At 71.4% G+C, this 14,640-nt stretch carries 13 protein-coding genes; 1 reads left to right on the forward strand and 12 read right to left on the reverse strand.

What is annotated here, in order from left to right; all coding sequences use genetic code 11:
* Positions 1 to 61: 61 nt before the first annotated feature.
* Positions 62 to 925, forward strand: coding sequence for an SDR family oxidoreductase (locus Q1V88_RS05860; protein ID WP_300679181.1), 864 nt, complete (start codon positions 62 to 64; stop codon positions 923 to 925).
* On the opposite strand, the gene Q1V88_RS05865 is transcribed toward Q1V88_RS05860, so the two are convergent.
* The 12 genes from Q1V88_RS05865 to Q1V88_RS05920 form a co-directional block, all read right to left on the reverse strand.
* Entirely contained in the window at positions 912 to 2,162 is a 1,251-nt protein-coding gene (locus Q1V88_RS05865; protein ID WP_300679183.1) for a SpoIID/LytB domain-containing protein, read from the reverse strand. The genes Q1V88_RS05860 and Q1V88_RS05865 overlap by 14 nt on opposite strands.
* 229 nt (positions 2,163 to 2,391) lie before the next feature.
* The gene (locus Q1V88_RS05870) at positions 2,392 to 3,783 is read right to left on the reverse strand and encodes an NAD(P)H-quinone dehydrogenase (protein ID WP_300679186.1); all 1,392 of its coding nucleotides are present in this window, start codon (positions 3,781 to 3,783) and stop codon (positions 2,392 to 2,394) included.
* Positions 3,784 to 3,838: 55 nt separating this feature from the next.
* The gene (locus tag Q1V88_RS05875; protein WP_300679189.1) at positions 3,839 to 5,524 is read right to left on the reverse strand and encodes an ABC transporter substrate-binding protein; all 1,686 of its coding nucleotides are present in this window, start codon (positions 5,522 to 5,524) and stop codon (positions 3,839 to 3,841) included.
* Positions 5,525 to 5,565: 41 nt separating this feature from the next.
* Positions 5,566 to 5,820, reverse strand: a complete 255-nt coding sequence (locus Q1V88_RS05880) for a hypothetical protein (RefSeq protein WP_300679192.1) — start codon at positions 5,818 to 5,820, stop codon at positions 5,566 to 5,568.
* 214 nt (positions 5,821 to 6,034) lie between these two features.
* A complete protein-coding gene (locus Q1V88_RS05885) occupies positions 6,035 to 6,337 on the reverse strand; it encodes a hypothetical protein (protein ID WP_300679195.1) in 303 nt (100 codons plus the stop codon).
* A gap of 8 nt (positions 6,338 to 6,345) precedes the next feature.
* A complete protein-coding gene (locus Q1V88_RS05890; RefSeq protein WP_300679198.1) occupies positions 6,346 to 6,603 on the reverse strand; it encodes a hypothetical protein in 258 nt (85 codons plus the stop codon).
* A 2-nt stretch (positions 6,604 to 6,605) separates the two neighbouring features.
* On the reverse strand, positions 6,606 to 7,259 hold the full coding sequence (locus tag Q1V88_RS05895) for a hypothetical protein (protein ID WP_300679200.1): 654 nt from the start codon (positions 7,257 to 7,259) through the stop codon (positions 6,606 to 6,608).
* A gap of 3 nt (positions 7,260 to 7,262) precedes the next feature.
* The gene (locus tag Q1V88_RS05900; RefSeq protein WP_300679202.1) at positions 7,263 to 7,982 is read right to left on the reverse strand and encodes a hypothetical protein; all 720 of its coding nucleotides are present in this window, start codon (positions 7,980 to 7,982) and stop codon (positions 7,263 to 7,265) included.
* Positions 7,983 to 8,051: 69 nt separating this feature from the next.
* Entirely contained in the window at positions 8,052 to 8,339 is a 288-nt protein-coding gene (locus tag Q1V88_RS05905) for a WXG100 family type VII secretion target (protein WP_300679204.1), read from the reverse strand.
* Positions 8,340 to 8,476: 137 nt separating this feature from the next.
* Positions 8,477 to 12,967, reverse strand: coding sequence for an FtsK/SpoIIIE domain-containing protein (locus Q1V88_RS05910; protein WP_300679207.1), 4,491 nt, complete (start codon positions 12,965 to 12,967; stop codon positions 8,477 to 8,479).
* Entirely contained in the window at positions 12,964 to 14,133 is a 1,170-nt protein-coding gene (locus Q1V88_RS05915; RefSeq protein ID WP_300679209.1) for an RDD family protein, read from the reverse strand. Before Q1V88_RS05915 ends, Q1V88_RS05910 begins: the two co-directional genes overlap by 4 nt.
* A 2-nt stretch (positions 14,134 to 14,135) precedes the next feature.
* A partial coding sequence (locus Q1V88_RS05920; protein WP_300679212.1) for an FHA domain-containing protein occupies positions 14,136 to 14,640 on the reverse strand: 505 nt, incomplete at its 5' end.

Raw genomic sequence — 14,640 nt, forward strand, 5'->3', positions numbered from 1 at the left:
CCCGTCCCGGCCCCGTCGTTTTCGAACCCGTGCGTTCACGGCGGCGATCTAGGGTGGAGCGATGGAGTCCACCGTTCCCGCACCGACACCGATCGGCGTCACCGGAGCCACCGGCCACCTCGGCGGCCGGATCGCCCGCCTGCTGGCCGACCAGGGCGTGCCCCAGCGTCTGCTGGCCCGCTCCCCCGAGCGTGCGCCGACGCTCCCGCTGGCGAGCGTCGTGCAGGCCTCGTACGGCGACCACGGGGCCGTCGGGGCGGCGCTGAGCGGCCTGGACACGGTGCTGATGGTCTCGGCGGCCGAGGCCCCGGACCGGGTCGCCGATCACCGCACGTTCATCGCGGCGGCGGCCGAGGCCGGCGTACGGCATCTGGTCTACATCTCGTTCCTGGGTGCCTCTCCGGAGGCGACCTTCACCCTGGCGCGGGACCACTGGACCACCGAGCAGGCGATCCGGGACTCGGGGCTGGGGTTCACGTTCCTGCGCGACAGCCTCTACGCCGACTTCCTGCCGGGGATGGTGGGCGCCGACGACGTGCTGCGCGGCCCGGCCGGCACCGGTCGGGTGGCGGCCGTGGCCCAGGACGACATCGCCCGGGTGGCCGCGACGGTGCTGGTCTCCCCCGAGGCGCACCGCGATCGCAGCTACGACCTGACCGGCCCCGAGGCGCTCACCCTGGCCGAGGTGGCGGCGGTGCTGAGCGAGGTCACCGGGCGCCCGATCACGTTCCACGACGAGACCGTCGAGGAGGCGTTCGCCTCGCGGGCGGCCTCTGGGGCACCGGCGTGGCAGGTGGAGGCGTGGGTGTCGACGTACACCGCGATCGCGGCCGGTGAGCTGGCGACCGTCAGCTCGACGATCCCCGATCTCACCGGCCGCCCCGCGACGTCGCTGGCCCGGCTGCTGGGCGCTACTTCTTCCTGACGGTCGGCTCGGTGACGCCGACGGTGAAGTAGGTCGACTTCAGGCCGAGCACGCTGCGGAAGGTGCTGCCGTCGACGGTGGTGGTGCCGGTCGAGCCGGTGAGCCGGAGGCTGAGCACGCGGCCGCCCCAGTCACCGTTGCCGTCGCGGGAGAGCACCTGCACAGCGGTGAGCCTGCCGATCTTGGGCCAGGCGCGGGCGACGGTGGCGGGGTTGATCGTCACGGTCCAGGAGTGCTGGCTGTTGCCGGTCCAGTTGTCATACGGGTCGGCCATCGCCTTCTGGTAGGCGACCGTGCCGGCCACCGTCCAGCCGCCGCTGGAGGAGCTGAACTGGGTGAACGCCGGCTTGCCGCCGTACATCAGGGTCTTGCCGGCGGTCGCCTTGATCGCGGCCGTCGCCGCCGCGACCTCGCCCGCAACGCCCTTGTAGACCTGGCAGGCGGTCGAGTCGCAGATCTGGAACTGGCGGCTCTTGGAGGTGTGCGCGCGGCTGTAGACGGCGTACGTGCGGGCCGCGACGGCTTGGGCCTGGACGGCGGCGGGCTTCCAGCTGGCCGGCATCTCGCTGGCGACCACACCCTTGAGGTAGTCCTCCAGGGACACCACGTTGACGGTGTCGTGGTCACGGCCGGAGTACGGCGCGTTGCGCAGCGCTCCGCGGTAGGCGGTGCTCTTGGACGGCATCACCAGCGTGATGGGCGCGTTGCCGGCCCAGAACTCCAGGGTCGAGGTGGACACGGTGAGCCGCTTCCAGCCCGACGTGGCGGTCTTGGAGGCGATCGCAGTGCGGGTCGCGCTCAGCGGGTTGAGCCGCCACTGGGTGGCGGTCGGGCGCAGCGCGGCGAGGTTCCAGGTGGTCTTGCCGTTGCTGGTGCGCACGATCAGACCCGAGCGTGCCTTCACCCGGGTGTCGGGGCTGGTGTCGGCGCCGATCAGCACCGAGATCGAGCCGGTCTGGGTGCCGAGCGTGGTGCCCGGGTAGTAGAACGACAGGATCTGGGCGGCGCTGAGGCCCTGGCGGGCCGCGCCCTCGGCGCCGTACTGGGACAGGCCGCGGCCGTGGCCGTAGCCACGCCCCGACAGGCTGAGCACGGCGTCGTGGGGGACCGCCAGCTTGGCGCCGGCCGAGGACTTCGTGCCGGCACCGGCGGGGCCGAGGACGAGCACGGTGGCGAGCAGCAGCAGGAGCACCGCGATCACGTGGCTGACCGGGGTGACTCGGAACAGGCGGGACATCTGTGACTCCTGAGAAAGTTGAAAACTCCTGGGATTCTACGGCGTGTCTACCGAGGGCTGTCCAGCCGCAGAGGTATAAGCCAGCGAATTACACAGATGTAGTTCTGCCCCGCTCCCCCGGACACGCAGAACGCCCCCACGCCGCCCTCGGAGGGCGGCGCAGGGGCGTCGGGAACGCAGCGCCAGGGTGGCCGCGCCGGGTGTCTGCGCCGGGTGTCTGGGACCGGTCTCAGTCGACGTGGTGCAGGCGGCGCGCCGCCTCGGCCACCGACCCGCTCAGCGACGGGTAGACGGTGAACGCACCGGCGAGGTCGTCGGCCGACATCCGGCCCTTGATCGCGACCGAGATCGGGTGGATCAGCTCCGAGGCGTTCGGGCCGACCACGACGCCGCCGACGACACGACCGTCGCCGCGGCTGACGAAGAGCTTCACGAAGCCGTCCTCGAGGCCCTTCATCTTGGCGCGCGGGTTCGTCGAGAGCGGCAGCAGCACCGAGTCGGCGGCGTACTTGCCCTCGTCGACCTGCTTCTGGGTGGTGCCGACCGTGGCGATCTCGGGCGAGGTGAAGACGTTCGAGGAGACCTTCCACACGTCCAGCGGGCTGACCGCGTCACCGAGCAGGTGCCACATCGCGATCCGGCCCTGCATCGCGGCGACCGAGGCGAGCATGAAGACACCGGTGCAGTCGCCGGCGGAGTAGACCCCGCGGACGTTGGTGCGCGAGACCCGGTCGACGCAGATGAAGCCGCCCTTGTCGAGCTCGACGCCGGCCTCCTCCAGACCGATCCCGGCCGTGTTCGGGATCGAGCCCAGCGCCAGAATGACGTGGCTGCCGGTGACCTGACGGCCGCCCTGGAGGGTCACGGTGACGGTGTCGCCGTCGCGGACGACGGACTCCATCCGGGACTCCCCCAGCACCGTCATGCCCTGGCGGGTGACGACGTCCTGCAGGACCGCGGCAGCGTCGGCGTCCTCGCCGGGCAGCACCCGGTCGCGGCTGGAGACCAGGGTGACCGGGATGCCCAGGGAGAGGTAGGCGTTGGCGAACTCCAGACCGGTGACGCCGGAGCCGACCACGATCACGTGCTCGGGGGTCTCGGTCAGGTCGTAGACCTGCTCCCAGGTCAGGATCCGCTCGCCGTCGGGGACGGCGGTCGGGAGGGTGCGCGGGTGGGCGCCGGTGGCGACCAGGACGGAGTCGGCCTCGATCCGCTCCTCGGTGCCGTCGGGGGCGGTCGCGATCACCGCGCCGGGGCCGTCGAGGCGACCGCGGCCCTTGATCACCCGCACACCGTGGGCGACCAGGCGCTCCTCGATGTCGGCCGACTGCTCCAGGGCGAGCGCCTTGACCCGGTGGTTGATCGCGGTCAGGTCGCTGGTGATCTTGCCGACCGGGTGCTCGCCGTTGCGCAGCACCACCCCGAGATCGTTGGCCCGAGCCACCTCCGACATCAGGTCGGCGGCGGCGATCAGGGTCTTGCTCGGCACGCAGTCGGTGATGACGGCGCTGCCGCCGATCCCGTCGGAGTCGACCAGAGTGACCTCGGCGCCGAGCTGGCGACCGACCAGCGCCGCTTCGTAACCGCCCGGCCCGCCACCAATGATCACTACGGAAGTCATGACCCCATTGTCTCAGTCAGTGGGCTCAGCACCCAGTCGGGGCGCCCGGGGATGCTCACTTCTGCGGGCTCCACTCCGCAGCGCCTCCGAGCAGGGCCCCCGCGCCGGGGCGGAGCTTCACCCCGTCCACGGTGGGCAGGGTGACGGCCAGGCGCGGGTTCGTCGCGATCGGGGCCGCCAGGGCCTCCTCGACCAGGGTCCGCTCGATCGCGATGCGCAGGTCGCGGGCGTCGTACGGATCGGTCTCGACGGCGAGCTTGGCCAGCAGTGCGTCCCGCTTGTTGCTGCTCAGCCCGGGCAGGGCGTGGTCCCCGCCCCACAGCGCCGCGACCTGGGTCGGGTCGTCGGGGATCGGGACCCGGATCAGCACGGCGTCGGCGCGCGGGTTGTCGCTCAGGCGGGTCAGGCCGGCCTTGCCGCAGTCGGTGATCGTCCAGCCCGCCTCGGCCATCCCGGTGCGCATCGCGGCGACCGCGGCCCGGGCGAACTCGCTGCCGGTGTCGTAGCCCACGCAGACCCGGGTTCCCGGCTGGAGCCCGGCCGCCGTGATCGCCTCGGTGCCACTGCCGGCCTTGCCGAGCCGGGCTGTGTACCCATTGTCCTGGACGGCCAGCTCGTAGGCCTTGGAGCCGGGGGCGAAGAGGAACGAGTCCGAGGCGGCGTACGCCTTGGCCCAGCCCGCTCCCCCGGCGTCGATCATCGCGCCGCGCGGCAGGGAGCTGAGGAATGCGGTGCTGGCCTTCGGTCCGTCGAACAGCCCGCCGTCACCGCGCAGCACGACGGTCCAGAGCGTGCCGTCGCCGGCCGTGGTGACGTGGTAGTCGCGGCGCTCCAGTGCTGTCACGGGCCCGCTGAGGGCGCGCGTCGGGGTCAGCGCCACGACGTCGTCGCCGTGACCGAGCGCAGCGAGCCGGTCGGCCTCGGGCTGGCCACGGAGCACGATGCGCGCGTACGTCGGCGCCTGCGGGCCCCGGTAGTGCCGGTTCGGCACCAGCGTCACCTGCTGGTCCGCGCCGGTGCCGCTGACGCTGCTGATCCGGTAGGGGCCGCTGGAGAGCAGCAGCCGGCTGGGGGTGTCGGTTGCGGTGAGCGCGAACCCGGTGTTCCAGGCCGCGGCGATCTTCGCCAGCGCGGCGGTGTCGCCGTCACGGATCGCGTCGGCGACCTTCTTCTTGGCCTCCATCGGGTCGCCGATGCCGAAGGCGAGCCGGCCCACCACATGGGCCGGGACGGCGACCTGGAGGGCGGTGGCCCACTCCGGCTCCGGGGTGGCGAAGGAGACCTCGATCGCCCGATGGGACTCGTCGAACCGGACCAGCCGGTCGCTGTGGGCGAGGTCGTCCTCGCGTGGGGTGAAGCCGTGCTCGCCGCCCGACCCGGCGGCCCAGGCCAGCAGCAGGTCGGAGGCGTCGATCGGGATGCCGTCGGACCACTCCGGCGAGGCCAGGTCGTAGCGCACCGTGAACGGCGCGCTGCGCACGATCGAGGCGGTGCCGAAGGTGCGGTCGGCCTCGACGGTGCCGCCGACGATCTGGCCGAACTGGGCGCGGGTCAGCGAGGCGAGCTCGAGGTCACTGCTGCCGGCCTTGGCGGTGGCGGCGTTGGTGGTCGTGACACCGCCGGCCCACCCCACGGTGACCTCGCTGCCGCCGGCGACCGAGGTCGGCATCGCCGGACCGCAGGCCGTCACCAGACCGAGCACCACCGCAGCGGCGACGGCCACCGGGCCGGTCGTCCGCATCCGCGTGCGCCCGCGCACCGCCACCGTTCAGCTCCGGCCGGTCAGGACCGGCCGCCGAGGTCACGCAGCGCGTCGAGGTCCAGCCCCTCGACCTCGCCGTGCTCCTCCTGGGCCAGCGCGAGGTAGCGCTGCCCGTCCTCGCTGGTGAGCCAGGCGGTGGCGTGGGCGATGAAGGTCTGGGGCGCCTCCTGGGCCTCCTCGACCGTGGAGAACGGGCCGAGCCAGACGTCGCTCTCCCGGGTGCCGGAGGAGACCACCTGACCTGAGGCCACGTCGTACCAGTAACTCGTCGCCATCCCACTCACCCCGCTGCTGAGTCCTGCCTTGTGCTGCGCCAGCATCTGCGGGGCCGGTCACCCGAGTACCGACCCCGCAGAGGCTTGTGGGAGCCGCTCCCGAGATCCGGCCCCCGATGACCCTCACACACCGCGCCACCCCCGAGCAATGGGGAGAACTCCCCTCCCGCTCTCCCCGACGGGGCCGGCCTCGGTCACGACGACCGCGTGAGGATCAGCGCCAGTGGTAGGTGAAGGCCCACCGCAGCGCCTCCAGAGCAGACGGACCCAGCTGTGGATGTCGCCGAGCCATCTCCTCCCGAACCTGGTCGCCGCCCTCACTCAGCGAGACCGACAGCCAGTCCACCGTGATGCCCAGACACTCCTCGACCAGCGCCGCCGTCGCACTGGCGAGCCGTCCGGGGTCCGTCACGGTCGCAGCCTCCATCGCCGCGCCGACGTCAGCGCGCGGCCACGAGGAGGTGCCCTTGCCCAGATAGGCCACGACGGCCCGACTCGCCTCCTCGTCGAGGATCACGGCAGCCGTCAGTCCCGCGGACCGGCGTTCGGGTCGTGCTCCACCGCGATGTCGTAGAACGCCGCCGGCTCGGCCCGCAGCCGCTCGAACTCCTCCTCGGAGATCGCCACGGTGACGTCCTGGGACATCAGCTCGCCGCCGTCCCAGGACAGCGTGCAGCCCTCGGGAGTGCGCACCGCGACCCAGCCGGTGCCGTAGAGGTGGTTCTCGTCGTTGACCCGGGTGTCGGCAGCCGGCGTGATCTTGGGCCCGATGGTGAACTTCATCGTCAATCTCCGATCGAAATCAGGCTGTACGGGAGCGAGCCCGGGGCGTTGATCGTGGCCTCCGGCATCCCGCCGGAGGTCTTCCCCCGCGGGATCCAGTGCTCGTTGGCACCCAGCTCGTTCCCGTCGGGCACACGGAGCCCGTCGAGATCCTCAGGAGCAATGTAGACCAGCACGGTGTCGGAGTCCTTCAGCGTGCCGGGGTTGAGGCCGAGCGCGTTCTCCACCTTACCCAGGTCGTCACCTGCGGAGTTCATCAGCGACTCGAGCTCACCCTTGGGCATCACGTAGGTGCCGCCCTCGGGGCCGATCGAGCCGTACTTGTCCAGGGACGACTGGGTGGTGAAGCGGACCGCACCGGTGTCACGGAACGGGGCGAGATGCTTCTCGATCTCGGCGTCCGTCATGTACGTGTGCGGGTCGGGTCGGTGCGGCTTGTGGATCTCGACGATCCCGTCGACCTTCGACTTCGGCACCCCGCCCGGACCGTGCACCTTGCTGCTCAGCTCGATGTCGAGCTTCTTCAGCTGGCTGACCACGTCGGAGGCGTGGGTGCGCATGTGCCCGACCTTCGTCGAGATCCCGTCACCCGCATGGCGGAACCCGCTGACGATCGCCTCGACGACGTCGTCGAGGTGCTTCTTCAGTGCTGACATCGATCAGGACCCGCTGATGTTGAGCGAGGTGATGCTGGCGATGAAGTTCGAGGTCAGGGAGTCCAGGTCGGCCGAGGCCAGCGCGAGGTCGGAGGAGACGCCCTCCAGGGCGTTGAGGTCGGCGGTGAACTCGCCAAGCTCGCTGGCCGCACCGGCCACGATCGGCGAGTCCAGCAGTGCGTTGACCACGCCGGGGATGTGCTCGCTCAGCGGCTCGATCACCAGGGGCAGCACCTGCCCCATCAGCTCCTCCACCGCGATGTCGACCAGCGCGTTGAGAGCGGCCTTGCGGGCCAGGATCAGTCCGGCCGCCACCGCAGCACCGGCCCCGAAGGTGACGAACGCACTCGCCAGCGCGGAGGCCACCTGGGCGACGGTGATGGTGACGTCGGCGATCACCTTGATCTTCAGCGCCAGTACGGCGTCACCGAAGATGTCCACGCCGGTGGCCGCCGGCTCTCCGACGTCGACGATCTGCTGCAGGTTCTGCGAACGGGTCTGGTTCCAGCCGTCGATGAAGGCCAGCGCGGCCTTCGACGACGAGGCCTGGGCCACGTCGATGTTCATCCGCTGGTCGACGGTGTTGATCGTGTCCGACAGGTCGGAGGCGAACTGGCGCAGCAGGGTGGCGCCGCGATGGATCTCGTCCTCGTCCATGTCGGGCCACTCGAAGCCGAGCTTGTCCATGATCCAGATCAGCTCGTCGGGAAGCATCATTCCCACGGGACAACTCCCTCACTCATGGGTGCGGGCCGGCGACTGTCCACGTCGCCGGCCCCGAACCACAACGAATCAGGACGAGGCGAGGCTGGAGTCGAGGTCCTCGAACGCCGTCTTCATCTGACGCAGCGACGTCGCCATCGACGGGATCGCCTCCAGCGCCGACTCCAGGCCGTCACTGACCTCCTCGTAGGAGTCCAGGAACGCCACCGAGGCGGAGTTCGTGCTGAAGCTCGACTCGGTCAGCTCCGAGACCAGGCTGCGCAGCTCGCTGAGCAGCGAGGCGATGTCCTCCTTGCCGCTGTCGAGCTTGTCGGCCGCCGCGTCGATGTCGTCATAAGTAAGTTCCTGGTCAGCCATCAGCTGTCTCCTCACGTGAGCGATTGAAAGAGTGTGTGGGGCCGATCCCGAGATCCGGCCCCTCTATGACCCTCACATCCGCCCCGCCGTCCAGCAATGGGGAGAACTCCCCTCCCCAGTGCCGCCCCCGGCGGGGCTCACTCCACCCAGGGCGTCTGCACGGTCGTCGCCCGCCCGGCCTGGACGAAGATGCCCCGCCCGACCGGGAAGTCGGCCCGCTTGACCTTGCCGAACGCGGTCTTGAAGATGGCGTCGCCGTCGTACGTGTCGGGCTTGAGCGCGATCCCCTGCCGCATCGACTTCCAGTCCCCCATCACGCCGACACCGGCGGTGGCGCGGCTGACGTCAGCGTCGCCGATCAGCATGTGGTCGGAGTCGCGCACCGCCTTGAACATCGCCCGCACGGCCCGCTCGGCCGCACCGTCGCCCAGGTGCGGGACGTCCTCGATCACGATCAGGATCCGACCGGACGGGGCGTCGTCGAGCAGCATCTCGGTCAGCTCGGTGGCCAGCTGCTTGGCGTCGTCCTCGCGGCTGGCGCTGCCCGCCCACGGCCGGTAGTCGCGCAGCTCGGCCCGGCGCCCGCCGAAGTGGTACATCCGGACGTCAGGGTCGAAGCGCTCCATCGCGATGATCAGGGACTTCATCATCGTGGTCTTGCCCGACGCCGGTGGACCGGTCACCACGAACGTGCCGATCGGGTCGAAGCCGAACGGGGCCAGGGTCTCGTCGGACAGGCCGAGGACCGGCTCCCCGTCGACGGTGGCGGGCAGGTCGGCGATCGGAGCCTTGGTCGGCAGCGCCCCGATCTCGGGGACCTCGCGCACCCCGCCCTCGCGCAGCCGGGTCGCCAGCGCGTCGATCTCACGCGCCAGGTCGGCCGTGTTCGAGGTGCCGCCCAGGACAGCGACCTGGGCCTCGTGCTTGTCGATGATCGCCCGGCCCGGAGCCGAGGTGTCGTCGAGGATGTCCTTGGGCGCCCCGATCATCATGTACTGGTTCTCATCGGACAGCCGCAGCACGATCCGGCGCCCGACGTTGGCCGCCACCCCGGTCGGGATGGCGTTGGACCGGTCGGCGGTGAGCACCGTGTGGACGCCGAGCTGGCGGCCTTCGGTCAGCACCCGCAGGAACGCGCGGTACGCGGGCTGACGCGCGGCGGCGTACTCCCAGTCCTTGCGGAACTCACCGAAGTTGTCGATCAGCAGCAGGATCCGCGGCAGCGTGGGGTCGGCGAGCTGGCGGTACTGCGACAGGTCGGCGGCGTTGACCGCGGTGAAGGTCGCCGAACGGCGGTCCATCTCGGCGTCGAGGGTGAGCAGCAGCCGGCGGATTCGCTCGGTGTCGTCGCCGTCGACCATCGACCCGACGTGCGGCAGCCGCTCCAGGACCGCCAGGCCACCGGAGGCGAAGTCGAGGCAGTAGACGCTCACCGGCCCGAGGTCCGGGCGCATCCCGGCCGCCGTCGCGAGAGTGCGCAGCAGCGTGGTCTTGCCCGACCCGGAGGTGCCGTAGACGACCATCGAGCCGTCCCGGTCGCCGTCGAAGGTGACCACGTCCTGACTCTGCCCCTCGGGCATGTCGACCATCGCGTACGGGATCCGGGCATCGCCCTCGTGCGCCAGGGCGGCCAGGTCGATCAGCTCGGGCAGGTCGTCGAGCCACGGCCGTCGCGGGGCCGGCAGCCCGGCCACGTCGGCGGCCTGGATCAGGTTCTGCACGATCCGCTTCTGATCGTTCGGTCCCAGGTCGGCGTCGTGGAAGTCGGACTCCTCGTCACCGTCGGGCTCCCACGGCGCGGTGGCACCGAAGCGCAGCTCGGCGACCGCGATCTCGGTGTGGTCGTCCTCCTCGTCGGTCGTCCAGCCGCCGGCGTACGCCGACTGGAACGGGACCAGCCGACCAGGTCCGGTCTTCGCGATCGCGCGACCGGGCAGGGACGCCGGGAAGCTCGCCGCGACCGGATCGTCGACCACGTCGACGGAGTCGTTCTCGTCGGCCATCCGCAGCGCGACCCGCATGTTGGTGTTGGCGCGCAGGTTGTCCTTGATCACGCCCGCGGGACGCTGGGTGGCCATGATCAGATGGATCCCCAGGGAGCGCCCACGCTGGGCGATGTCGACCACGCCGTCGACGAACTCGGGCACCTCGCCAGCCAGGGCCGCGAACTCGTCGATCACCAGCACCAGGGCCGGTGGGGTCTCGGGGTCCTGGCGCTTCTCCAGCTCCAGCAGGTCCTTGACCTTCTTGCGGTTGAAGAGGTGCTCACGGTGGTGCAACTCGGCGCGCAGGCTGGTCAGCGCCCGCCGGACCAGGTGCGGGCTGAGGTCGGTCACCAGACCGACGCAGTGCGGCAGGTCGACACAGTCGGCGAAGGCCGAGCCGCCCTTGTAGTCGACGAAGAGGAAGGTCACCCGGTCGGGGCTGTGCGCCGTGGCCATCCCGAGCACCCAGGCCTGCAGGAACTCCGACTTGCCCGCGCCGGTGGTGCCGCCGACCAGGGCGTGCGGTCCCTCCGCGCGCAGGTCCAGCGTCATCGCGTGGCTGGCGCCCTGACCGATGATGGCGCGCAGGCTGCCGGCCTTCTTCAGCCGCTTCCGCGGCGCGCTGGTGCGGTCCAGGATGGTGTTGTTCTGCCGCCAGCGCTCGACCACGGCCGAGGCCTCACTGGCGATCTCGGAGCCGACCAGTGCCAGGAACGGCACCGAGGCGGGCAGGTCGGAGTCGTCGTGCACCACGACGCTGGCGTCGACCACCGGCGCCATGTGTCGTGCCAGCATGAACATGTAGTCGTTCGAGACGCCCTCGAGCACCACCGGGCGGTACTCCTCGCCGGCCCGGACCAGGCCGACGGTGGCGTTCTCCAGCCCGTCGGTGACGTCGACGAAGCTGCGGCACGACGCCGGCAGCGCCTCGACCGAGGGACCGATGAAGACCGCGTGGATGCCCGCGTCGGGGCCGCGCTCCAGCATCGCCCGCAGCCGGGCCCGGTCCACCGGAGCGTCGTCGGTGACGAAGACGATCACCGAGACCGGCGGCCTGACCTCGTCCTCCTCCGCCGCCCGCTTCACGTCGGTGCCGAACAGCATCGGGCTCCACGCCTCCGAGTACGGCCCGCGCGGCTCGGCCTCGGTGGCGAAGCGCGAGACGTGCGCCTCCAGGGCGTTGAGCAGCGTCGAGGCCGCCGGGGCGGAGTCGGCCAGGGCGAACTCCTTGAACGGGCTGGTCTCGCTGGTGGTGTGCGGCAGCCACTTGAGCCACTCCAGCTCGGGCATCCAGTCCGCACCGGTGAACGCCACCGTGACCACGTCGTTGGGGGCGTGCAGCCCGAAGATCTGCACCGCCAGACCGCGCATCGCATCGGCCGCCGCCGCCCGCGGTCCGGCGACCCCGAGGGAGCCGGCACTGGCGAACGTCTCCAGCACCGGTACGTCGTCGACGTACCGGACCCGCTCACGGAGCTTGTCCAGCCGGTCGACGTACTCCGGCAGACCGTCGGGTGCCTCGGAGCCCTCCTCGATGGCGTTGCGCGAGGGCGCACGACACGCCCCCAGCCGCACCGCCAGGAAGTTCCAGTGCTCGGGACGTCGGGTCCACAGCAGCGGGCCCAGCCGCATCGCCTCGTCGAAGACGTCGGCGACCGGAGGGACCTCGCGGTTGCGGGCCTCCTCCTCGACCGGCTTGGCGTAGTAGAACTTCTCCTCCAGCTCCTCGAACTGCCGCTCGAAGAGCGTGAACTGGTGCTGCTCCTGGCCGCCGGTGGCCATCCGCTGGTTCATGAAGTTGCCGAACGCCATCATCGGCGTCATCACCATCATCAGCAGCGAGCGCGGGTTGCCGTTGAGCAGGTACATCGCGCCGGCCATCATGATCGGGGCGACCAGCATGATCCAGGGGAACAGCTTCTTCTGCCGTTCCTTGGGCAGGTTCGGCGCCTTGAACAGGGTGCCTGGGTAGCGCGCGTCGACTCGCGGGCTGCGGTTGAACAGCAGGCCGCCGCCGCGCTCGAGGATCCGGTCCTCGATGCTGGCCTGGAGATCCTCGGTGAGGCGGAGCACCAGCGTGGTGCTGCCGAGCACGAACGGGGTGCCGGGCACCACGGTCCAGCGCTGCACCTGGACGCCGTCGACGCTGATCCCGTTGGCCGAGTTGAGGTCGACCAGCTCCACGGTGGCGCCGACCTCGAGCCGGGCGTGGGTCTTGGAGACCACCGGGTCGGCCAGGACGATGTCGTTGACGTTGGTCCGCCCGATCACCGAGTGACCGCGTCGCAGTGGGAACTCCTGGCCCTGCAACGGACCCTCGACCGCGACCAGGGCGCCGACCACCTCGCCACCGGCGCCGGATTCGGCCGCCTGCGGGCCGAGGTTGATCACCGCCGCCATGAAGCCCGAGCCGATCGGGGCCTCGCCGATCGGCAGCGTCGAGACCAGCGGCTCCAGCCGCTCGGCCGTCGGCGGCGCCACCGCCAGGGTGAGCACGTCGCGCGGCCCGGCTGCGAGCGAGCCGACCGGGTCGGACTCGGCGATCCGGCGAGCCACGTCGTGCACCGTGGCGGTCGAATCAGCGGTGACCACCACGTCGGTGGCCTCCCCGGTGTGACGGTGCAGGGTCAACTTGACCTTCATGCGCTCTCCTCCGCACGCAGCACCTGCAGCGTGCGCTCGCCGAACCTGATCGTGTCGCCCAGCACCGCACGGGCGGGCTGGCCCGCCGTCAGCAGGCGCTCGACGCCGTCGCGGATGATCGCGGTGCCGTTGGTCGAACCCTGGTCGACCACCTCGACGCCCTCACCTGCGCCAGTGCCGCGGCGCACCAGCAGGTGGGTCTTGGAGACCGAGTACGTCGTGTCGGCGACCGCGACCGGGGTGGCACCGGCGGTGGCCTCTGAGGAGACCGGGCCCCGGCCGAGCAGCAGCGCCGTGCCGACCTCGATCCGCTCCCCGGTGTCGAGCACCAGCCACAGCGGCAGCGGCGCCACCCGGCGCGGCGGCTCGTAGTTCGGCGGGATCAGCGGCGTCCGCGCCCGTGCCGGTGCCGGGGTGCCGCGCAGGTCGCCGGCCGGCGTCGAGCCGAGCACACCGGCGCTGACCCGACCGGCCGGACGGTAGACCGGGCCGGCGTCGGCCGAGGTCAGCGAGGGCAGCGGCGCCCGGGGGTCGACGGGCTCGGCGGTGTGGGTCTTGCGGGCGATGCGCATCCGCTTGACGTCGTACGGGTGCAGGCCGGCGCGGATGTCGACCATCCAGGTGCCGGCGGCGAGATCGGCCCAGCCCCGGTTGCGGCCGGTGGAGTCCCACAGCGGCGTGATCAGCACCAGGATCGGCCCGACCACGACCACGGCCGGCGCCCAGATCACCAGCACGCGCAGCAGCGCTCTGCCGATCCCGGGGCGCTCCAGGGTGCGGACGTTGACGTTGCGCAGCCCGACGATCCCCTTGCCCAGGGTGACGCCGCGGGCACCATTGAGCAGCACGTTGGCGACGCAGTACGCGAGCGAGAGCACCGCCGTCGCCCCGAGCACCACCATCGCCAGCACGAAGTGCGGATGGTGGGTGAAGCCGAACCAGCTGATCTTCCCGCGCACCAGCTTGAGCACCAGCGGCAGGGTCAGGATCAGGCAGGGGATCTGGAGCACCAGCCAGCCCGCGACGTCGATCAGCGACGCCGCCACCCGGCGCTCCAACGGCGCCTGGACGAGCCCGATCGCCTTCGCGTACGCCGGGTCGGGCGTGCCGTCGGGGAGCAGTCCCTCGATCTCCGCCTCGTCCTGGCCGACCTCCCAGATCTCCATCCTCAGCGTGCCTCCACCGACAGCGCGAAGGCCCCGAGCACCACCGTGTCGCCGACCAGGAGCCGCGTCTGGGAACGCGGTTCGATCCGCATCTCGTCCCCCTGCCGGCGTACGACGACACCGTGCGTCGAATCGAGGTCCTCCAGCCACAGCGTGGAGCCGTGCAGGCCCACCGCGGCGTGGGTCTTGGAGACGGTGAACTCCGGGTCGCTCAGGGGCGCGATCGCCGCGCCGGGGCGCAGTGTCGGGTCGGGGTCGCGGCCGAGCAGGGTCTCCCCCGCGACCTCGACCAGCACCCCGGTGGTGCTGCGCAGCGCCCAGCCACCGGTGAGAGCGGGCGGAGGGGTGGGCACCACGTCGGAGCGTCGAGTGAGCTCGTCGACCGGGACCGCGGGGGCAGGGATCGTCGGCGCCGGGCGGGCGGCGGCGGTCGGCACCCCGGGTGACGGGGGTGCGACGGGTGACGGGGGTGACACGGGCGGCGCAGGCGGCGCGGGCGGCGCGGGC

The sequence above is a fragment of the Nocardioides sp. genome (assembly GCF_030150155.1).
Lineage (GTDB): Bacteria > Actinomycetota > Actinomycetes > Propionibacteriales > Nocardioidaceae > Nocardioides.